At 72.8% G+C, this 19340-nt stretch carries 20 protein-coding genes; 7 read left to right on the top strand and 13 right to left on the bottom strand.

From position 1 onward, the window contains the following. The first annotated feature begins 103 nt into the window (after positions 1–103). Positions 104–418: a hypothetical protein gene (locus G3I41_RS27345; protein ID WP_164403040.1), complete on the top strand. Its 315-nt coding sequence runs from the start codon at positions 104–106 to the stop codon at positions 416–418. 73 nt (positions 419–491) lie between these two features. Here the strand turns inward: G3I41_RS27345 and G3I41_RS27340 are convergent, their stop codons facing one another. From G3I41_RS27340 to afsQ1, 5 genes are all read right to left on the bottom strand, one after another. Beyond that, on the bottom strand, positions 492–695 hold the full coding sequence (locus G3I41_RS27340) for a PspC domain-containing protein (RefSeq protein WP_164403039.1): 204 nt from the start codon (positions 693–695) through the stop codon (positions 492–494). Positions 696–785: 90 nt separating this feature from the next. After that, entirely contained in the window at positions 786–1334 is a 549-nt protein-coding gene (locus G3I41_RS27335) for a VanZ family protein (protein ID WP_164403038.1), read from the bottom strand. 81 nt (positions 1335–1415) lie between these two features. Further along, on the bottom strand, positions 1416–2027 hold the full coding sequence (locus G3I41_RS27330) for a hypothetical protein (protein ID WP_164403037.1): 612 nt from the start codon (positions 2025–2027) through the stop codon (positions 1416–1418). Then, a complete protein-coding gene (locus G3I41_RS27325) occupies positions 2024–3565 on the bottom strand; it encodes a sensor histidine kinase (protein WP_164403036.1) in 1542 nt (513 codons plus the stop codon). Before G3I41_RS27325 ends, G3I41_RS27330 begins: the two co-directional genes overlap by 4 nt. Then, positions 3562–4239 carry a two-component system response regulator AfsQ1 gene (gene afsQ1, locus G3I41_RS27320; RefSeq protein ID WP_026171255.1) on the bottom strand — a complete coding sequence of 226 codons (678 nt, stop codon included), beginning with the start codon at positions 4237–4239 and terminating at the stop codon, positions 3562–3564. Before afsQ1 ends, G3I41_RS27325 begins: the two co-directional genes overlap by 4 nt. Before the next feature lie 212 nt (positions 4240–4451). Here afsQ1 and G3I41_RS27315 point away from each other — a divergent pair, with 212 nt between their 5' ends. Beyond that, entirely contained in the window at positions 4452–5195 is a 744-nt protein-coding gene (locus G3I41_RS27315; RefSeq protein ID WP_164403034.1) for a SigE family RNA polymerase sigma factor, read from the top strand. A 217-nt stretch (positions 5196–5412) separates the two neighbouring features. On the opposite strand, the gene G3I41_RS27310 is transcribed toward G3I41_RS27315, so the two are convergent. Then, positions 5413–6021 carry an ATP-binding protein gene (locus G3I41_RS27310; RefSeq protein ID WP_164403065.1) on the bottom strand — a complete coding sequence of 203 codons (609 nt, stop codon included), beginning with the start codon at positions 6019–6021 and terminating at the stop codon, positions 5413–5415. 177 nt (positions 6022–6198) lie between these two features. On the opposite strand from G3I41_RS27310, the gene G3I41_RS27305 reads away from it, so the two are divergent. Then, a complete protein-coding gene (locus G3I41_RS27305) occupies positions 6199–6615 on the top strand; it encodes a hypothetical protein (protein WP_164403033.1) in 417 nt (138 codons plus the stop codon). A gap of 71 nt (positions 6616–6686) precedes the next feature. On the opposite strand, the gene G3I41_RS27300 is transcribed toward G3I41_RS27305, so the two are convergent. From G3I41_RS27300 to deoC, 3 genes are read right to left on the bottom strand one after another with little or no spacing between them, the layout of a single operon-like run. Further along, positions 6687–7634, bottom strand: coding sequence for an aldehyde dehydrogenase family protein (locus G3I41_RS27300; protein WP_164403032.1), 948 nt, complete (start codon positions 7632–7634; stop codon positions 6687–6689). Next, positions 7624–9063: an aldehyde dehydrogenase family protein gene (locus G3I41_RS27295; RefSeq protein ID WP_164403031.1), complete on the bottom strand. Its 1440-nt coding sequence runs from the start codon at positions 9061–9063 to the stop codon at positions 7624–7626. The genes G3I41_RS27300 and G3I41_RS27295 overlap by 11 nt, the downstream gene beginning before the upstream one ends. A 5-nt stretch (positions 9064–9068) precedes the next feature. After that, entirely contained in the window at positions 9069–10016 is a 948-nt protein-coding gene (gene deoC, locus G3I41_RS27290) for a deoxyribose-phosphate aldolase (RefSeq protein WP_164403064.1), read from the bottom strand. 135 nt (positions 10017–10151) lie between these two features. Here deoC and G3I41_RS27285 point away from each other — a divergent pair, with 135 nt between their 5' ends. Further along, entirely contained in the window at positions 10152–10790 is a 639-nt protein-coding gene (locus G3I41_RS27285; protein ID WP_164403030.1) for a PH domain-containing protein, read from the top strand. A 12-nt stretch (positions 10791–10802) separates the two neighbouring features. Here G3I41_RS27285 and G3I41_RS27280 read toward each other — a convergent pair whose 3' ends face one another. Further along, the gene (locus G3I41_RS27280; RefSeq protein WP_203601722.1) at positions 10803–11786 is read right to left on the bottom strand and encodes a LuxR family transcriptional regulator; all 984 of its coding nucleotides are present in this window, start codon (positions 11784–11786) and stop codon (positions 10803–10805) included. Between the two features lie 205 nt (positions 11787–11991). On the opposite strand from G3I41_RS27280, the gene G3I41_RS27275 reads away from it, so the two are divergent. Next, positions 11992–13365, top strand: a complete 1374-nt coding sequence (locus G3I41_RS27275) for an aminopeptidase P family protein (protein ID WP_203601728.1) — start codon at positions 11992–11994, stop codon at positions 13363–13365. Positions 13366–13408: 43 nt separating this feature from the next. Here G3I41_RS27275 and G3I41_RS27270 read toward each other — a convergent pair whose 3' ends face one another. The 3 genes from G3I41_RS27270 to G3I41_RS27260 all read right to left on the bottom strand — a co-directional run bounded on the left by G3I41_RS27270 (position 13409) and on the right by G3I41_RS27260 (position 16591). After that, positions 13409–15055 (bottom strand): phospho-sugar mutase, encoded by a 1647-nt coding sequence (locus tag G3I41_RS27270; protein ID WP_164403027.1) that lies wholly within the window; start codon positions 15053–15055, stop codon positions 13409–13411. Between the two features lie 131 nt (positions 15056–15186). Further along, the gene (locus G3I41_RS27265; protein WP_164403026.1) at positions 15187–16011 is read right to left on the bottom strand and encodes a purine-nucleoside phosphorylase; all 825 of its coding nucleotides are present in this window, start codon (positions 16009–16011) and stop codon (positions 15187–15189) included. Positions 16012–16153: 142 nt separating this feature from the next. Next, entirely contained in the window at positions 16154–16591 is a 438-nt protein-coding gene (locus G3I41_RS27260; protein WP_026171252.1) for a gamma-glutamylcyclotransferase, read from the bottom strand. Between the two features lie 260 nt (positions 16592–16851). Here G3I41_RS27260 and G3I41_RS27255 point away from each other — a divergent pair, with 260 nt between their 5' ends. Both G3I41_RS27255 and G3I41_RS27250 read left to right on the top strand, forming a co-directional pair. After that, positions 16852–18291: an NAD(P)H-quinone dehydrogenase gene (locus tag G3I41_RS27255; RefSeq protein WP_164403025.1), complete on the top strand. Its 1440-nt coding sequence runs from the start codon at positions 16852–16854 to the stop codon at positions 18289–18291. A gap of 197 nt (positions 18292–18488) precedes the next feature. Further along, a partial coding sequence (locus tag G3I41_RS27250; RefSeq protein ID WP_164403024.1) for a DeoR/GlpR family DNA-binding transcription regulator occupies positions 18489–19340 on the top strand: 852 nt, incomplete at its 3' end.

The raw sequence follows: 19340 nt of genomic DNA, 5'->3' as shown, positions 1-19340 counted from the left end.
TTTCCCGGCCGTTTTTCCGTAGGGGCGGATGTTTGCGGAGCGGGGCTGCGGATGGCTACGTTGCATAGCCGCTCACGTCCCCTTCCCCAAGGATGAATGTCATATGAAGCAGTCTGCCGCCAGGACTCTCGGTGTCGCCGTACTCGGTGCCGCTTTCGCCGCTGCCGCCGCCGGAACCGCGTCCGCCTCCGCGCTGCCGCTGGAGACCGCGACCAGCCTCCTGCCCGTCGCCGGTGCCGTGGCCGACGCCACCTCGACGCTGCCGGTCCAGGACACCGCCGACCAGCTCCTCGGCACCAGCCAGACCAAGGTCCTCGGCGACGCCACCACCCCCGTCAAGGGCCTCCTCGGCGGCATGCCGGCCGGCGGTCTGACCACCAGCGGCCTGTCCGCCAACGGTCTGCCGCTCGGCCGCTGAGCCGAAGCCGGAACATGCCGGTGGGCGGGCACCCCCCTCGGGGTGCCCGCCCACCGGCATGTGCGGGGGACGGCTACCAGGCGGCCGAGGAGGACGGCCGCTCCTGGGGCAGCAGCAGCCACAGCGCCAGGTAGAGCAGGAACTGCGGGCCCGGCAGCAGGCACGAGACCAGGAAGATGATGCGCATGGTCCTCGCCGACGTGCCGAAACGCCGCGCCAGCGCTGCGCACACTCCGCCGATCATGCGTCCGTCACGGGGGCGGGCAAGTGCGGCCATGGTGGGCTCCTTCGCGAACCGTTGCGGGGAGCAGTCCGTTGTGCTCCCGGTACCTCCATCGTCGCGCGACGAACCGGACGAAGCGTCGCTCTACGGGGCCATCCCGACCCCGGAAATCGTCGGGGTCGAACCCTGAGGCGCCTCGTGCCCGCCCCGCGACACCACCCGCGGCTCCGGTCCGCCGCGCCGGCGCAGGCACGCCCGGCACGCCGGGACCACCAGGGCATGGGCGAGGGCGACGCCCGCCGTGTTCAGGAACAGCGAGTCCACGTCCACCACCTGACCGGCCACCCCGGTCTGCCCCAGCTCGATGGCCAGCGAGATCAGCGCACCGGCCGCGACCGTACGGGCCAGCGACAGCCACGGGGACACGTACAGCCGGCCCCCGGCCATCGGGAGCAGCACGCCCAGCGGCGCCAGCAGCAGCAGCCCGCCGCCGATCCGGCGGAACGCGGCGGCCGGGCCGAGCGACAGATCGGCCCTGATGCCGGCGAACGGCGAGAGGTTGGGGGCGTCCATCCACGGCACGTCCAGCGGACGCAGGGTGAGCCACCCGACGAGCAGCAGATGCGCGAGGAGCAGCGACACCCCGACCGCGCGGAAGCGGATGACGGCCTGGCCGTCCGTACCTTGACGCACGAAGCCCTAGACGCGGGCGGCGGCAGGATCGGTTCCGCAGGACCGGGGGAGACCTGCCTCACGGCGGGCCCCCGAGGCACCCTACGGCGCCCCCACCGTGCTCGGCACCGCCTTCGGGCTGGCCTTCGTCTCCGCCGTGCAGAGGTAGCCGCGGGCCGGGTACTCGCCCGGGCCGCCCAGTGTCACCGTGTCGCCGGGAGCCAGGGACTCGCTGTCCGCGAAGGTGCAGACGACCTGGGCCAGGGCCTCGGCCGACAGGTCCTCCGGCTGCTCGTTGAGCCGCAGCGCGTCCTTCGCGTCGCCCGGGCGGGGGCCGAAGACGCGGAGCGTCCCGGGCACACCGGTGGAGAAACCCGCCTGCCGTTCGTCGGCCGTGGGCTGCCTGCGCAACTCGTCCAGCAGTTCCGTGGCGACCGCCAGCCGGTCCGACCCGGCCCCTTGCACCTGCACCGCCCGGTCCACCGTCACCAGCTGCGAGGCGCAGACCAGGTACACCTGCACGGGGATGCCCCGCCGGGCCTGGGCCGCGGCGTCCTCGGCGGGCATCGCGCACGGCACCCGGGACGGGGCGGCGCCCGCGTCCACCGGCACCGACGTCGTACGGATGCCGCAGCCCGCCGCCAGCACGGCACAGAGTGCGGCACCTGCCAGGGCGGCGGCGGTTCGGTGTCCCCGGCGTTCGCTGCGCCTCACGTCGCGTCGTCCTCCTGGTGCTCCGGTATCGGTGCGTCGTGGTCCCCGCCGGTACGGCTCGGCGCCCCGGGGTCGCGCGGCAGGCGCAGCACGAAGACCGCGCCGTCCCCGTCGGGGGAGTTGCGGGCGGTGATGTCGCCGTTGTGGATGTGCGCGTTCTCCATGGCGATGGAGAGCCCGAGGCCGCTGCCGTCCGAACGCGGCCTGGAGGCGCTCGCCTTGTAGAACCGGTCGAAGACGTGCGGCAGGACGTCCTCGGGGATGCCGGGGCCGTGGTCCCGGACCTCGATCACCAGCTCCTCGCCCTCGATCCGCACCGAGACCCGTACCGGCGAACCGCCGTGCTTGAGCGCGTTGCCGATCAGGTTCGCCAGGATCACGTCGAGCCGGCGCGGGTCGAGGCGGACCATCGTGCCGCGCTCGGCGTCCAGTTCGACCGCGTCCAGCCAGGCGCGGGCGTCGATGCAGGCGGTCACCTGGTCGGCGACGTCCACGTCGTCCAGGACCAGGCGGGCGGTGCCCGCGTCGAAGCGGGTCACCTCCATCAGGTTCTCCACGAGGTTGTTCAGCCGGCGGGTCTCGCTGACCACCAGGTTCACCGCGGGGGCGATCATCGGGTCGAGGCTGTCGACCTCGTCCTCCAGCACCTCCGTGACCGCGGTGAGCGCCGTCAGCGGCGTACGCAGCTCGTGCGACATGTCGGCGACGAAGCGGCGGCTGGCCTCCTCGCGGGCGCTCATGTCCGCGACCTTCTTCTCCAGCGAGCCGGCGGTCCGGTTGAACGTGCGCGACAGATCGGCCAGTTCATCGGTGCCGGACACCACGAGCCGGGTGTCGAGCTTGCCCTCGCCGAGCTTGCGGGCCGCGTCCCCGAGCCGCTGCACCGGCCGCAGTACGGTCGTCGCCGCCGCCTGCGCGAGCAGCGCCGAGCCGACCAGGGCGAGCGCCGTGGCGATCCCCAGCGACCAGGCGAGCGAGCTGAGGTCCTGCCGCTCCTGGTCGAGCGACTTCAGCATGTAGCCGGTCGGCCCACCGCCGATGATCTTCGTACCGGCGACGAGATACGGCGTGCCGCGTATCGAGGTGCGCTGCCAGAACAGGTGGTACTCGTACTTGTTGCCCGCCTTGACCGGCTGCTTCCGGTCCACCTGCTCCTGCAGCGACAGCGGTACGTTGTCGCGGGTGAAGGTGTCCAGGTCGCTGTTGCCGACGATGGGCTTGCCCGCGTCGCGCTGGTCGATCAGGAGCACGCTGTAGCCGGGGCTGCTGCTCGCCATCTGCACGGCGGCCGTCTGCAGGTCCTCCTTGGTGGGGCGCAGCGGCAGCGAGGCCGCCCGGGACTGCATCTCCTGGCGGAAGTCCCCGAGCGCCGCGTCCTGGGTGCGCGTCAGCACCGCCTCGCGGTTGAGCCAGTACGCGATGCCGGAGGCCGAGACGGCGGCGGTCAGCGCGACGAGGCCGAAGACGATGACGAGCCGCAGGCGCAGGCTGGTCCAGCGGAGCCCGGCGCGCAGGCCCCGCCGCACAGCCGTGCTCACTGCGGCGAGTCCAGCCGGTAACCCACGCCCCGCACCGTACGGATCAGGGTCGGCGACGACGGCACGTCCTCCACCTTGGCGCGCAGCCGCTGGACACAGGCGTCCACCAGGCGGGAGTCGCCCAGGTAGTCGTGCTCCCAGACGAGGCGCAGGAGCTGCTGGCGGGACAGGGCCTGGCCGGGCCGGCGGCTCAGTTCGAGCAGGAGGCGCAGCTCGGTCGGCGTGAGCTGGAGGTCCTCGCCGTTCTTGGTGACGGTCATGGCGGAGCGGTCGATCACCACGTTCCCGAACGTCGCGGAGTCGGTCGACTCCCGTTCGCCGCGGCGCAGCACCGCGCGGATGCGGGCGTCGAGCACCCGGCCCTGCACGGGCTTGACCACGTAGTCGTCGGCGCCGGACTCCAGCCCCACCACGACGTCGATGTCGTCGCTGCGGGCGGTCAGCAGGATGATCGGCAGCTGATCGGTGCGGCGGATGCGCCGGCACACCTCGAAGCCGTCGATCCCGGGCAGCATCACATCCAGCACGACCAGGTCGGGGCGCTGCTCGCGCAGCAGGTTGAGGCCGTCCTCTCCCGTCGCCGCGGTGGCCACACGGTGGCCCTGGCGTGACAGCGAGAGTTCGAGGGCCGTGCGGATGGCGTCGTCGTCCTCGATCAGCAACAGGAAAGGCACTGGGTCATTCTGACCCATGGGGCGCCCCAGTTCGACAGTTGGTCCCCCCTGATGCGTGCCCCATACGTCCCTCATGCATCCGGAAGCACGGATTCGCGCCGCCGCCGGGCCCTGTGACAGCCCTGTGACAGTCGGCGGACAGCGCCATGAAACTGCCCCGGCAAGCTCGTTGGCACAAGGAACGGACGGACTCCACCGATGGGGGGCGCGAGATGAACGCAACTCACAGCACCAACGCAAGCGCAGTCGTCACGCGTCTCCACGATGTCGGGCGGAGCACCGAGAAGTCCGGCGCCGCAGTGAACGGACGGGGGTGCGTTCGAGGCGCCGGGCGTCAGCACACGTCATTCATGACGGTGGTTGACGCGGGTAACGGGGGAAGCGCGTACGGGGAGGGCTCGGGGGAGCGGAAGGCACCGGAGCGGTCCGGGGACGCCGAAGCGGCGTTCACGGCCTACGTCCGGGAGCGCCGCGCCTCCCTGTACGCCACCGCCTACCACCTGACCGGTGACCGGTTCGAGGCCGAGGACCTGCTCCAGAGCGCCCTCTTCTCGACGTACCGGGCCTGGGACCGCATCAGCGACAAGGCCGCTGTCGGCGGTTATCTGCGCCGCACGATGACCAATCTGCACATCAGCGCCTGGCGCAGGCGCAAGCTGAACGAATACCCGACCGAGGAGCTCCCGGAGACGGCGGGCGACACGGACGCGATGCGCGGTACGGAGCTGCGCGCCGTGCTCTGGCAGGCGCTGGCGCGCCTCCCCGAGCTGCAGCGCACGATGCTCGTGCTGCGGTACTACGAGGGCCGCACGGACCCCGAGATCGCGTCCATCCTCGACATCAGTGTCGGCACGGTGAAGTCGAGCATCTGGCGGTCGCTCCGCCGGCTGCGCGAGGACGAGGACCTGAGCTTCGGCCGTGACGAGGAGGAGTCCTTCGGCGAGCTGGTGGCCTGAAGGCTGGGGGAACGGGGGAGCCGCCGCGTCGGGGGATGCGGTGGTGCTGTTACGGGGGAGACAACGGGGGCCCGGGGGATACGGGGGTATCCCGGGGGACAACGGGGATACGGGGGTATCTCGGGGGGCAAGGGGGAGCTGCGGGGTCGGACGGGCCGGGGGGTCCTGTCCGGCCCCGCAGCGCGTTTCGGGGGCTCCGCCCCCGGACCCCCGCTCCTCAATCGCCGGAGGGGCTTGAATGGGCCGGCGTCCTGCACCGCCCCGCAGCGGCCGCCGCCAGGCGGCCCAGCGCCTCCTGCTTCGCGCACGCGTGCGCGCCCAGCGCGACGTGGCGGGCCACGATGCGGCGCTCCGTACGCATCAGACGCCACCCGCGCCGCAGCAGGAACGGCACCGACTTGCGGCCCTCGCGCAGGTCGCGGAGGAGGCGGCGGCGGAAGGTCGTGGAGGGGCGGCCGCGCAGGCAGAGGGCGTCGGCCAGCAGGCCCAGGGACTGGCAGCGGTCGATGACGTCGGCCGCGAAGATGCCCTCGGCCACGAAGAGCGGGGTGCGCCCGATGTGCAGGACCTCGTGCCCGGTTCGGGAGCTGGTGGAGATGTCGTACACCGGGACGTCGGTGCGGCCGGTCCGGCAGAGCTCCGTGATCGCGGTGACGGCCGCGTCGGCGTCCCAGGAGTCCGGGGAGTCCCAGTCGATGTCCGTACTGCCCTCGACCAGCGGCAGGGTGGGGTCGCCGGTCTCCTTGTAGAAGTCGTCGAGCCGCAGGACCGGGAGGCCGGTGCGGGCGGCGAGGGACGACTTGCCGGAGCCGGAGGGGCCCGTCAACAGGACGACGCGGGTCGAAAGCGCTTGGGAACTCACAGAACACGAGTGTGCGGCATTGACCCGATCAAGGGACCCCCCGGAGGTCCTGTTGGTATCGCGCATCACACCTCAACTACTCTGTGCATTCGGTCGATTACCCGGCCGATGGTCCGATCGTCCCGATCAGGTGGGAAATCCATGGCACGTCACGCACTGTCCAAGTCCCGGCGCCGCACCCTGCTGCGCGCAGGTCTGACCGTCACCGCGGTCGGCGCCGCGCTCGGCGCGGGGGGTGCGGCGGCGCAGGCCGCCCCGCTGCCCGTCGTCCAGGAGACCGGGGCCGACATCGGCCTCGCGGAGGCCACCGAGGCGGCCGGCGGAGCGGTCACCGGGGCGCTCGGGCAGTCGCTGGAGCACAGCATCGCGCCCGTCACCCACCTGCGGCTCGACCCGCTGGCCGGCACCGGTACGGACCCGCTGGACAACGCGGTGGGCACCCAGGTCGCCGACTTCAAGCCGCTCTCCACCGCGCTGGTCACCGACCCGCTGACGAGCGGCGGCGCCATCAAGGACCTGCCCGTCGTGGGCCCGCTCGCGGAGGGCCTGCGCGGCTGAGTCTCCGCGGGCGGCGGGACGGCCCGTTCCCCCGGAGGTGCCTCCGGGGAACGGGCCGTCGCCGGGTGGGGTCAGTACGAGGAGCCCGAGGCGCCCAGCGCACCCGTCGGGTGCCAGACCGTCTTGGTCTCCAGGAACGCCGTCAGGCGGTGCGTGCCCGGGTCGGCGGTCCAGTCGTCGCCGTCCACAGCCTGTGGATGAGCGGCGCCTTGCGCCTCCTTCTCGGAGTGGTGGCGGGAGACCGGTGGGCGGGAGACGCGCTTCAGGTTGTCCGCCGCCGCGATCTCCAGCTCCTTCGCGAGCGCCGCGTCCGCCCCCGTGAGGTCGATGCCGTTCACGTCCTGGTGGGCGGCGAGCGGCGCGGCGATCTCCGCGGTCCTCCCCGACAGGATGTTGACCACACCGCCCGGCAGGTCCGAGGTGGCCAGCACCTCGCCCAGCGACAGGGCGGGCAGCGGGGACTTCGCGGAGGCCACCACGACCACGGTGTTGCCGGCCGCGATCACCGGGGCGATCACCGAGACCAGGCCGAGGAACGAGGACTCCTGCGGCGCCAGGACCGTGACCACACCGGTCGGTTCGGGCGTCGACAGGTTGAAGAACGGGCCCGCGACCGGATTCGCCCCGCCCACGATCTGGGCGATCTTGTCCGTCCAGCCCGCGTACCAGACCCAGCGGTCCACCGCCGCGTCCACCACCGCCGCCGCCTTGGACTTGGACAGGCCCTCCGCCTCGGCCACCTCGCGTACGAACTGCTCGCGGCGGCCCTCCAGCATCTCCGCGACGCGGTAGAGGATCTGGCCGCGGTTGTACGCGGTGGCGCCGGACCAGCCGCCGAACGCCTTGCGGGCGGCCACGACCGCGTCGCGGGCGTCCTTGCGGGAGGACTGGGGCGCGTTCGCCAGCCACTTGCCCTTCGAGTCCGTCACCTCGTACACCCGGCCGCTCTCGGAGCGGGGGAACTTGCCCCCGACGTACAGCTTGTAGGTCTTGAAGACGCTCAGACGGTTATCGGACATCGAGGTACGCCTCCAGGCCGTGACGGCCGCCTTCGCGGCCGAAGCCCGACTCCTTGTAACCGCCGAACGGCGAGGTCGGGTCGAACTTGTTGAACGTGTTGGCCCAGACGACGCCCGCCCGGAGCTTGTTCGCCACCGCGAGGATGCGCGAGCCCTTCTCCGTCCAGATGCCGGCCGACAGGCCGTACTGGCTGTTGTTCGCCTTGGCGACGGCCTCGTCCGGCGTACGGAACGACAGCACGGACAGCACCGGGCCGAAGATCTCGTCGCGGGCGATGGTGTGTGCCTGGGTGACGTTGGTGAACAGCGTCGGGGCGAACCAGTAACCCGCCGAGGGGAGTTCGCACGGGGCGCTCCAGCGCTCCGCGCCCTCCGCCTCGCCGGTCTCCGTGAGCGCGGTGATCCGGGCCAGCTGCTCGGCGGAGTTGATCGCGCCGATGTCGGTGTTCTTGTCCAGCGGGTCGCCAAGGCGCAGCGTGGACAGGCGGCGCTTCAGGGCGTCGAGCAGCTCGTCCTGGACCGACTCCTGCACCAGGAGGCGGGAGCCCGCGCAGCAGACCTGGCCCTGGTTGAAGAAGATGCCGGTGACGATGCCCTCGACGGCCTGGTCGATCGGGGCGTCGTCGAAGACGATGTTGGCGCCCTTGCCGCCCAGCTCCAGCGTGACCTTCTTGTCCGTCCCCGCGACGCTCCGGGCGATGGCCTTGCCGACGGCGGTCGAACCGGTGAAGGCGACCTTGTCGACGTCCCCGTGCTCCACGAGCGCCTGGCCCGCGTCGCCGTACCCCGTGAGGATGTTGACGACACCCCTGGGCAGGCCCGCTTGGCGGCAGATGTCCGCGAAGAACAGCGCCGACAGCGGCGTCGTCTCGGCGGGCTTCAGGACCACCGTGTTGCCCGTGGCGAGCGCCGGGGCGATCTTCCACGCGAGCATCAGCAGCGGGAAGTTCCACGGGATGACCTGGCCGGCCACGCCCAGCGGGCGAGGGTTCGGGCCGTAGCCCGCGTGGTCCAGCTTGTCGGCCCAGCCCGCGTAGTAGAAGAAGTGCGCGGCGACCAGCGGGAGGTCCGCGTCGCGGGTCTCCTTGATCGGCTTGCCGTTGTCCAGCGTCTCCAGGACGGCCAGCTCGCGGGAGCGCTCCTGGATGATCCGGGCGATCCGGAACAGGTACTTGGCGCGTTCGGAGCCGGGCAGCGCCGACCACTTCGCGAACGCGCGGCGGGCCGCCTGCACGGCCCGGTCCACGTCGTCGGCGCCGGCCCGGGCGACCTCGGACAGCACCTCCTCGGAGGACGGGCTGACCGTCTTGAAGACCCTGCCGTCGGCCGCGTCGGTGAACTCACCGTCGATGAACAGGCCGTACGAGGGGGCGATGTCGACGACGGAACGGGACTCCGGCGCCGGTGCGTACTCGAATGCGGATGCCATGGGTATCAGTCCACCGTCACGTAATCGGGGCCGGAGTAACGGCCGGTGCTGAGCTTCTGGCGCTGCATCAGCAGGTCGTCCAGCAGGCTGGAGGCGCCGAAGCGGAACCAGTGGTTGTCCAGCCAGTCCTCGCCCGCCGTCTCGTTGACCAGCACGAGGAACTTGACCGCGTCCTTCGAGGTGCGGATGCCGCCGGCCGGCTTCACGCCGACCTGCACGCCGGTCTGCGCGCGGAAGTCGCGCACCGCCTCCAGCATCAGCAGGGTGTTCGCGGGGGTGGCGTTCACCGCCACCTTGCCGGTGGAGGTCTTGATGAAGTCCGCGCCGGCCAGCATCCCGAGCCAGGAGGCCCGCCGGATGTTGTCGTACGTGGAGAGCTCACCGGTCTCGAAGATCACCTTGAGCCGGGCGGAGCCGCACTCCGCCTTCACGGCGACGATCTCCTCGTACACCTTCAGATAGCGGCCGGCCAGGAACGCGCCCCGGTCGATCACCATGTCGATCTCGTCGGCCCCGGCCGCCACCGCGTCCCGGACGTCGGCGAGCTTCACGTCGAGCGCGGCACGCCCGGCGGGGAAGGCCGTCGCCACGGACGCCACCTTCACGCCGGATCCGGCCAGGGCGGCGGCCGCGGTGGCCGCCATGTCGGGGTAGACGCAGACCGCGGCGGTGCGCGGCGTCGTCCGGTCGGTGGGGTCGGGGTTGACGGCCTTGGCGGCGAGGGCCCGGACCTTGCCGGGGGTGTCCGCGCCTTCGAGCGTCGTCAGGTCGATCATCGAGATGGCGAGGTCGATGGCGTACGCCTTGGCCGTCGTCTTGATCGACCTGGTTCCGAGGGCCGCGGCGCGCGCTTCGAGGCCGACCGGGTCGACACCGGGCAGCCCGTGCAGGAAGCGGCGCAGCGCACTGTCGGACGCCGTCGCGTCGGCGAATGCGGGGAGGGTGGTGGGCATGGTCACCACATGAGCATATCTACGCGCGTAGCGACCTGTACAGGGACCCAGGTCATCGAGGGGTGCCGCACCCGGCCGCCCCCGCGGGCGAAGCCGCCACCGCGCCCCCGCGCCGCGTCAGGCACAATCGGGCTCATGAAGAGCCCCACGCCTGCCGACGAGCCCACCTACGCCGACCGGACCTTCCGGTCGCCCGCCGGGCTGGCCGGCGGCGTCCTGCTCCTCGTGCTGGTCTTCGGGATCGGCGGCGACGCCGCGCTCCGGGGCGACGGGCGGGTGCCGTGGATGGCGCTGGCCGCGATGCTGACCGCCGTGCCCCTGATCGTCGCCTTCACGCTGCGCCCGGTGGTCGCCGCGAACGAGAGGCGCATCCGCATCCGCAACCCGTTCCGCACGATCACGCTGCCGTGGAGCGACGTCGCCGACGTACGGGCCGGGTATTCGAGCGAGCTCTTCACGCAGGACGGTACGAAGTTCCAGCTCTGGGCCGTCCCCGTGTCGCTGCGGCAGCGCAAGAAGGCCGCCCGCCAGCAGTCCCGGCAGGCGCTGGACGACCCGTACCGGCGTACGACCACGACCGCCGACGTCCGCGACACCCAGGCCCGCACCGCGGCCGCCGACCAGAGCGTCGCGGACCTGCGCGAGCTGTCCGAGCGCGGCGGCGACAAGCCCGCGCCCGGCGCGCCCGCCGCCTCGGTGCGCTGGGCGTACGAGGTCATCGCCCCGGCCGTGGTCGGCGCGGTGCTGCTCGTGGTCCTCGGCGCGACCGGCTGACGTCCCGGCCGCTCACAGCCAGCCCTGGCGCTGCGCCTGCATCGCCAGCTGGAAGCGGTTCGCGGCGCCCAGTCTGGCCATCAGGACCTGCAGCCGGCGGAACAGCGTGCGGCGGCTGACGCCCAGTTCGCGCGCGATGACCTCGTCGCTCGTCCCGCCCGCCAGCAGCCACAGCAGCCGCCGGTCCGCCGGCGGCAGCCCGCCCGGGCGCGTGGTCCGGCCGCTGAACGGCAGCGCGCTCCGCCAGTACTGCTCGAACAGCGCGATGAGCGCCGACAGCAGCCCGCACGGCTGCACGACCAGCATGGTGTTGTGCACGTCGGCCTCCCGGATCGACAGGGACACCAGCGCCGACGCGTCATCGATGATCACCAGCTTCACCGGCACCGCCGGCGCCACCCGGGCCTGCTCCCCGGCCCGGACGCACGGCTCGATGACGTCCTTCAGATGCCCGGGGTGCTCCAGGGACTCCCGCGAGTACACGACGCGCTGCGTCACCCCGCGCGCGAGCGTGGCCAGCGCGTCCCCGGTCGCCCCGGGCAGCGGCACGTAGGGCGGCGACTCCAGCTGCCGGATCTGCTCCCGGGCGCTCGCCCACGCCTGGCGGATCCTCGGCCCGACCGCGTCGCCGGTCACGGACTCGACGAGATGGTCGTCGTACGCGGAGAGCCGCTGCCGCCGGAACGACTCGAAGGCGCCCCCGACCGCGATCCGGGACTCCTCGACCTCGCTCGCCCGCTGCCTGACCAGGATCTCCAGACCGGCGGCGGGCGGGACCGGGGCGACCACGTCCGCGCTCGTGCCCGCGCCGCTGACCAGCCCCGCGTCGGCCAGCTCCCCGTACGCCGCCGACAGCGCCGGGGCGTCCAGACCGGCCGCCCGGCCGATCGTGGACAGGGGCGCGGGTGCCAGGTCGAGCAGTGCCCGATAGACGCGGGCCGCCGCCTCGCCGATCCCCAGGAGCCGGAGGGCCTCGGCCAGCTTCGCGTTCGTCATGCACCGCATTCTCCGCCGGGCAGGGCGGAGATGGCCGGTCAGTGCCACTGGCACGGTCGGGCACCCGCGCCGCCCCGCCGGCGATAACGTCCGGGAGCCGCCGGTGACCACCGGTGACCCACCCCGCCGACACAGGGAGCATGACGTGGCGAAAGGCCGGAAGAACGGGCTCTACCCGGAGATCTCCGAAGAACTCTCCGCGCTGATGCGGACCGGGTGGGCCGACACCGAACGGCACGACCTCGTACCCGACGAGCAGGCACCCCATGCCGCCGCCCGGCGCGCCAGGCTCTCCGCGCGCTTCCCCGGCGAACGCCTCGTCATTCCCTCCGGGAACCTCAAGACCCGGTCGAACGACGACGACTACCCGTTCCGCCCCTACTCCGGCTACGTCCACATGACCGGCGACCAGGCCCGTGACGGTGCCCTGGTCCTGGAGCCCCGGGCGGACGGCGGACACGACGCCTACTGCTTCCAGCTGCCGCGCGACAGCCGGGACGACGACGGCTTCTGGACCGGGGCCACGGCCGAGCTGTGGACCGGGCGCCGCCGCACCCTCGCCGAGTCCGCGCGGGTCCTCGGCCTGCCCTGCCGCGACGTCCGCACGGCGGCGGAGGCACTGGCCGCCGGTGCGGCCGCCCCCGGCGCCGGGAGCCAGGTGCCGACCCGGATCGTCCGGGGGATCGATCCGGCCCTGGAGCGGGCTGTCGTCACCGACGAGGAGCGCGACGCCGAGCTCGCGGAGGCGCTGAGCGACCTCCGCCTCGTCAAGGACGCGTGGGAGCTCGGCGAGCTGCGCAAGGCCGTCGACTCCACCGTGCGCGGCTTCACCGACGCGATCGGCGACCTCTCGGGGGCCGTCGCCACCTCGGAGCGGTGGATCGAGGGCACGTTCTTCCGCCGCGCCCGCCTGGAGGGCAACGCCGTCGGCTACGGCTCCATCTGCGCCGCCGGCGACCACGCCACGATCATGCACTGGACGGACAACGACGGCCCCGTGCGCCCCGGCGACCTGCTCCTGTTCGACGCCGGCGTGGAGACCCGCACCCTCTACACCGCCGACGTCACGCGCACCCTCCCCGTCAGCGGCACGTTCACACCGCTCCAGCGGAAGGTGTACGACGCGGTGTACGAGGCGCAGGAGGCGGGAATGGCCGCGGTGAAGCCGGGCGCCCACTACCGTGACTTCCACGAGGCCGCGCAGCGCCACCTGGCCGCCCGGCTCGTGGAGTGGGGCTTCATCGAGGGCCCGGCCGAGCGGGCGTACGCACTCGGCCTCCAGCGCCGCTTCACCATGGCGGGCACCGGTCACATGCTCGGCCTGGACGTCCACGACTGCGCGCGGGCGCGCAACGAGGCGTACGTCGACGGGGTGCTGGAGCCGGGCATGGTGCTGACCGTCGAGCCCGGGCTCTACTTCCAGCCGGACGACCTGACGGTCCCGGAGGAGTGGCGCGGCATCGGCGTCCGCATCGAGGACGACCTCGTCGTGACGGAGTCCGGCCACGAGAACCTGTCGGCCGGGCTGCCGCGTTCGGCGGACGAGGTCGAGGCGTGGATGGCGCGGGTGGCGGGCTGACGGGACGGGCGGACGGGGTGGCCGGGCTCCGGCCACCCCTCCCTCAGATGCCCGCCGCTGCCGCCAGGTCGCGCTTGATGCCGGTCAGCAGCTCCGCGGCCCGGGCGCGGGCGGCCGGCAGCGCGTCGGTGGAGCCGACCGGTACGACGACCTCCAGGTAGCACTTCAGCTTCGGCTCCGTACCGCTCGGGCGGACGATCACCCGGGCGCCGTCGAGCCGGTAGCGCAGCCCGTCGGTCGGCGGCAGCCGGTCCGTGCCCCGCGACAGGTCCTCGGCCGAGGCGACGGGGAGCCCCGCCAGGGCGGCCGGCGGCTGTTCGCGCAGGCGGCGCATCGCGTCGGCGATGACGGACAGGTCCTCGACCCGCACCGACAGCTGGTCGGTCGCGTGCAGCCCGTGCTCCAGGGCGAGGTCGTCCAGCAGGTCCAGCAGCGTGCGGCCCCGCTCCTTGAGCACGGAGGCGAGCTCGGCGACCAGCAGCGCGGCGGTGACGCCGTCCTTGTCGCGGACGCCCTCCGGGTCCACGCAGTAGCCGAGCGCCTCCTCGTACCCGTAACGCAGCCCCTCGACCCGGGCGATCCACTTGAAGCCGGTCAGGGTCTCCTGGTAACCCAGGCCCGCCTTCTCGGCGATCCGGCCCAGCAGCGAGGACGAGACGATCGACTCCGCGAACACGCCGGTCGCGCCCCGGCGCACCAGGTGCGCGGCGAGCAGCGCGCCGACCTCGTCGCCCCGCAGCATCCGCCAGCCGCCGTCCGCCGCCGGGTCCGGCACGGCGACGGCGCAGCGGTCCGCGTCCGGGTCGTTGGCGATGACGAGGTCCGGCTCCACGCGGCGCGCGGTGGCGAACGCGAGGTCCATCGCGCCGGGCTCCTCCGGATTGGGGAAGGCCACGGTGGGGAACGCGGGGTCCGGCTCGGCCTGCTCCGCGACGAGCACCGGGGCCGGGAAGCCGGCCCGGTCGAACGCGGCGGTGAGCACGGAGGTGCCGACGCCGTGCATCGCGGTGTACACGGTACGGGCGGTGCGCGGCGAGCCGGCGTCGAGCACGGCGTCCGTACGGGTCAGGTAGGCGTCCAGGACCTCGTCGCCCAGGGTCTCCCAGCCGGTCTCCGGGCGGGGCACGGTGTCCAGCGGGCCGACCGCCGCGATGGCCGCGGCGATCTCGCCGTCCGCGGGCGGCACGATCTGCGAGCCGTCGCCGAGGTACACCTTGTAGCCGTTGTCGCGGGGCGGGTTGTGGCTGGCGGTCACCTCGACGCCGGCGACGGCGCCCAGGTGCCGTATGGCGTACGCGAGGACGGGGGTCGGCAGCGGGCGGGGGAGGACGGCCGCGCGGAGCCCGGCGCCGGTCATCACGGCGGCGGTGTCGCGCGCGAAGTCGGCGGACTTGTAGCGGGCGTCGTAGCCGACGACGACGAGACCGCCGGCCTGCCCCTGGTCCTTCAGGTACGCGGCGAGGCCGGCGGCGGCGCGGATGACCACGGAGCGGTTCATGCGCATCGGACCCGCGCCGAGCTCGCCCCTGAGCCCGGCGGTGCCGAACTGGAGCGTGCCCGCGAAGCGGGTGGTGAGCTCGGGGACGTCCTCGGCGGCGATGAGCCCGGCGAGCTCTTCGCGGGTGTCGGGGTCGGGGTCCTCCGCCAGCCAGGCGCTGGCGCGGGCGAGGAGGTCCGGGGGTGTCGTCACGGGGTGCCTTTCGTGTGCGGTGCGCGGTGTGGGGCGGGCGCCTGCGGCGGGGCCGGGAGCGGTCGCGGCCGGACCGAGCCCCTCCGGCGGTCGAGGAGCGGAAGCCTGGGGGCAGAGCCCCCGGGGCAGCCTCAGATCCGGTCCAGCACCCGCGCCAGCAGGGACCCCATCCGCGTCGCGGAATCCCGGCCCGCCTGAAGGACCTCCTCGTGGTTCAGCGGCTCCCCGCTCAACCCCGCCGCCAGGTTCGTCACCAGGGAGATGCCGAGGACCTCGGCCCCCGCCTCGCGGGCCGCGATCGCCTCCAGGACCGTGGACATGCCGACCAGGTCGCCGCCCATCACGCGGACCATGTTGATCTCGGCGGGCGTCTCGTAGTGCGGGCCGGGGAACTGCACGTACACGCCCTCTTCGAGCGTCTCGTCCACCTGCTTGCACAGCGCGCGCAGGCGCGGCGAGTACAGGTCGGTGAGGTCCACGAAGTTCGCGCCGACGATTGGCGACGCCGCCGTGAGGTTGATGTGGTCGCTGATCAGGACCGGCTGCCCGGGGCGCATGCCCTCCCGCAGGCCGCCGCAGCCGTTCGTCAGGACCACCGTGCGGCACCCCGCGGCGACCGCGGTGCGGACCCCGTGCGCGACGGGGCCGACGCCCCGGCCCTCGTAGTAGTGCGTGCGGCCCAGGAACACCAGGGCGCGCTTGTCGCCGATCACGTGCGAGCGGATCGTGCCGCCGTGGCCTTCGACGGCGGGCGCCGGGAAGCCGGGCAGGGCGGTCACCGGGAACTCGGCCGCCGGAACGCCGAGCGCGGCAGCGGCCGGCGCCCAGCCGGAGCCCATCACGAGGGCGACGTCGTGAGTCTCGGCACCGGTCAGCTCGCGCAGGCGGGCGGCGGCGTCGGCGGCGGCGGCGTACGGGTCGCCCTGGATGTGGTCCGGAATAACTGATGCGTTCACGCGGATGAGCGTAACCGCTGAATCCCTACGCGCGTAGATGCCCCGGTACAGAGTCTTGCGGGATTCGTTCGTGTGTTCCGACAACCAGGGGTCGCGCGGAACGGGAAGGGGCAGGTCGCCCGCCCCCTCGCCGCCCCTCCCGTCAGCAGGGGCGCTTGCGCAGTTCCATCACGTAGTCGTGCGGCGCGCCCGCCGATTCGGCCGCGTCCGCGATCTCGCCCAGATAACGGGCGGACGGCAGGCCGCCCTCGTAACCGTTCAGCACGTAGATCCAGGCCGGTTCCTCGCCGTCCAGGGTGTGCACCCGGATCCGCATGCGCCGGTAGATGTCGAGGCCGACGCCCTCCCAGCGGTCCATGGAGTCCTCGTCCATGGGCGCCAGGTCGTACAGGGCGACGAACACCTGCGAGCGGGGCGCCTCCACCACGGTGGCCAGCGCTCCCTCCCAGCCCATCTGCTCCCCGCCGAAGGTCAGCCGCCAGCCGTTCAGCCAGCCGGTGCCGCGCAGCGGTGAGTGCGGGGCGCGGCGCGTCATCAGCCGCGCGTCGAGGTTGCCGGCGTACGCGGCGTAGAGCGACATGGGATCGAGGGTACGGGAGGTGGCGACGGGTAGGCCGGTTCCTGTGAGGAACGCCCCCCGAGGGGAGGCGCGAAGGGAGCGACGCGCCCGCCGCGTCCGTGCGCCGTGCGCCCCGGCGCACGTATGGAGGGCCCCGGGGAGAAGCACCTTGGCGCGTGCGGGACAATGAAGTACGTACTGCATTCCCCCGGGGCGATCCCCCGGACCCCCGGCCGGGGCAGCAGACGGCCGTGGGACGAGAAACGCGAGGCGGACTTTTCGTGACCCGGATCGTGATCATCGGCGGCGGACCCGGCGGGTACGAGGCGGCGCTGGTGGGCGCCCAGCTCGGCGCGGAGGTGACCGTCGTCGACTGCGACGGCCTCGGCGGCGCGTCCGTCCTCACCGACTGCGTGCCCTCGAAGACCCTGATCGCGACGGCCGAGGTGATGACCACCTTCGACTCCTCGTACGAGGAGCTCGGCATCATCGTCGCCGACGACACCCCGCACATCGAGCAGGCCGCGCGTGTGGTCGGCGTCGATCTGGGGAAGGTCAACCGCCGCGTCAAGCGCCTGGCGCTCGCCCAGTCCCACGACATCACCGCCTCCGTCACCCGCGCCGGGGCCCGCGTGATGCGCGGACGCGGCCGTCTGGAGGGCCTCCAGGCCGCCGACGGCTCCCGTCGGGTCGTCGTCACGGCCGCCGACGGCACGGAGGAGACCCTCACCGCCGACGCCGTGCTGATAGCGACCGGTGGGCACCCCCGGGAGATCCCGGACGCCCAGCCCGACGGCGAGCGCATCCTGAACTGGACCCAGGTCTACGACCTCGACGAGCTGCCGCAGGAGCTCATCGTCGTCGGCTCCGGGGTGACCGGCGCCGAGTTCGCCGGCGCCTACCAGGCCCTCGGCTCGCGCGTCACGCTCGTCTCCTCCCGCGACCGGGTGCTGCCCGGCGAGGACCCCGACGCGGCGGCCGTCCTGGAGGACGTGTTCCGGCGGCGCGGCATGAACGTCATGGCCCGCTCCCGCGCCCAGTCCGCCAAGCGCGTCGGCGACCGCGTCGAGGTGACCCTCGCCGACGGCCGGGTCATCTCCGGCACGCACTGCCTGATGGCCGTCGGCGCCATCCCGAACACCGCGGGCATGGGCCTGGAGGAGGCCGGCGTCCGGCTCAAGGACTCCGGGCACATCCGGACCGACAAGGTCTCCCGTACCAGCGCGCCCGGCGTCTACGCGGCCGGTGACGTCACCGGCATCTTCGCGCTCGCCTCCGTCGCCGCCATGCAGGGCCGCATCGCGATGTACCACTTCCTCGGCGACGCGGTGGCCCCGCTGGACCTCAAGACGGTGTCCTCGAACGTCTTCACCGACCCGGAGATCGCCACTGTCGGCTACAGCCAGGCGGACGTGGACGCGGGCAAGATCGACGCCCTGGTCGTCAAGCTTCCGCTGCTGCGCAACCCGCGCGCCAAGATGCAGGGCATCCGGGACGGTTTCGTCAAGATCTTCTGCCGCCCCGGCACCGGCATCGTGGTCGGCGGCTGCGTCGTCGCCCCCCGGGCGAGCGAGCTGATCCACCCCATCTCGATCGCCGTCGACAACAATCTGACGGTCGAGCAGATCGCAAACGCCTTCACTGTGTACCCGTCCCTGTCGGGATCGATCGCCGAAGTGGCCCGCCAGTTGCACAGCCGTAAGCGCACGGGCGAGGCGTGACGGGGCCGGGGACCCCGGGTCGCGGCCCGGCATTCCCCGGCAACTCCCGCCAAGTCGGGCGGCCCGGGCCGCCGTTCGATCAGGAGACGACAACATGGCGGTCTCCTATACCACTTGGTGACCGCCTGTATGTACAACTTCTGCAATTCGGCGCAAACTGCTGAAAAGTCTCGCGCGGTCACGTTACTGTCAGTTTCGTGTTCGCTGCAGAACGTCGTCAGTTGATCCTCGAAATGGTGCGCGCCAACGGGGCGGTATCGCTCCGTGAGCTCGCCCGCGTCGTCCAGACCTCCGAAGTGACCGTACGGCGGGACGTGCGGGCACTGGAGGCAGAAGGACTCCTCGACCGCCGGCACGGCGGTGCGGTCTTGCCGGGCGGTTTCACGCGGGAGTCCGGCTTTCCGCAGAAATCCCATCTCGCCACCGCGGAGAAGACCGCCATCGCCGACCTGGCCGCCGGCCTCGTCGAAGAGGGCGAGGCCATCGTCGTCGGCGCCGGTACGACCACGCAGGAGCTGGCCCGCCGGCTCGCGCGCGTTCCCGGCCTGACCGTCGTCACCAATTCCCTGCTCGTCGCCCAGGCGCTGGCCCATGCCAACCGGGTCGAGGTGGTGATGACCGGGGGCACCCTGCGCGGCTCCAACTACGCCCTGGTGGGCAGCGGGGCCGAGCAGTCCCTCCAGGGGCTGCGGGTCTCCCGCGCGTTCCTGTCCGGGAGCGGGCTCACCGCCGAGCGCGGGCTCTCCACGTCCAACATGCTCTCCGCGAGCGTGGACCGGGCGCTGGTGCAGGCTGCGGCGGAGGTCGTGGTCCTCGCGGACCACACGAAGCTGGGTTCCGACACGATGTTCCAGACCGTGCCGACGGATCTCATCACCCACTTGGTGACGGACGAGCCCGCCGCGCACGACGACCGGTCGGCGGCGGAGTTGCAGGCGCTGGCGGATCAGGGCGTACGGATCGCTGTCGCGGGGGGCCAGGCGGCCCCGTCGGCCGCGGCCGAGCCGGGAGCGGCGGGCGGGCGGCCCGCCCGGCGCGAGATGCCGTTG

This window comes from Streptomyces sp. SID9727, assembly GCF_010550605.1.
Classification (GTDB): domain Bacteria; phylum Actinomycetota; class Actinomycetes; order Streptomycetales; family Streptomycetaceae; genus Streptomyces.
Note: the sequence above shows the minus strand (reverse complement) of the source record. Positions and strands in the feature narration are given on the sequence as shown.

Bases quoted from the DNA above. Each gene is read 5' to 3' on its own strand.
- G3I41_RS27345 (WP_164403040.1), top strand. From the start codon at position 104: ATGAAGCAGTCTGCCGCCAGGACTCTCGGTGTCGCCGTACTCGGTGCC.
- G3I41_RS27340 (WP_164403039.1), bottom strand. From the start codon at position 695: ATGGCCGCACTTGCCCGCCCCCGTGACGGACGCATGATCGGCGGAGTG.
- G3I41_RS27315 (WP_164403034.1), top strand. From the start codon at position 4,452: ATGAACGCAACTCACAGCACCAACGCAAGCGCAGTCGTCACGCGTCTC.
- G3I41_RS27305 (WP_164403033.1), top strand. From the start codon at position 6,199: ATGGCACGTCACGCACTGTCCAAGTCCCGGCGCCGCACCCTGCTGCGC.
- G3I41_RS27300 (WP_164403032.1), bottom strand. From the start codon at position 7,634: ATGTCCGATAACCGTCTGAGCGTCTTCAAGACCTACAAGCTGTACGTC.
- G3I41_RS27295 (WP_164403031.1), bottom strand. From the start codon at position 9,063: ATGGCATCCGCATTCGAGTACGCACCGGCGCCGGAGTCCCGTTCCGTC.
- deoC (WP_164403064.1), bottom strand. From the start codon at position 10,016: ATGCCCACCACCCTCCCCGCATTCGCCGACGCGACGGCGTCCGACAGT.
- G3I41_RS27285 (WP_164403030.1), top strand. From the start codon at position 10,152: ATGAAGAGCCCCACGCCTGCCGACGAGCCCACCTACGCCGACCGGACC.
- G3I41_RS27280 (WP_203601722.1), bottom strand. From the start codon at position 11,786: ATGACGAACGCGAAGCTGGCCGAGGCCCTCCGGCTCCTGGGGATCGGC.
- G3I41_RS27275 (WP_203601728.1), top strand. From the start codon at position 11,992: ATGCGGACCGGGTGGGCCGACACCGAACGGCACGACCTCGTACCCGAC.
- G3I41_RS27260 (WP_026171252.1), bottom strand. From the start codon at position 16,591: ATGTCGCTCTACGCCGCGTACGCCGGCAACCTCGACGCGCGGCTGATG.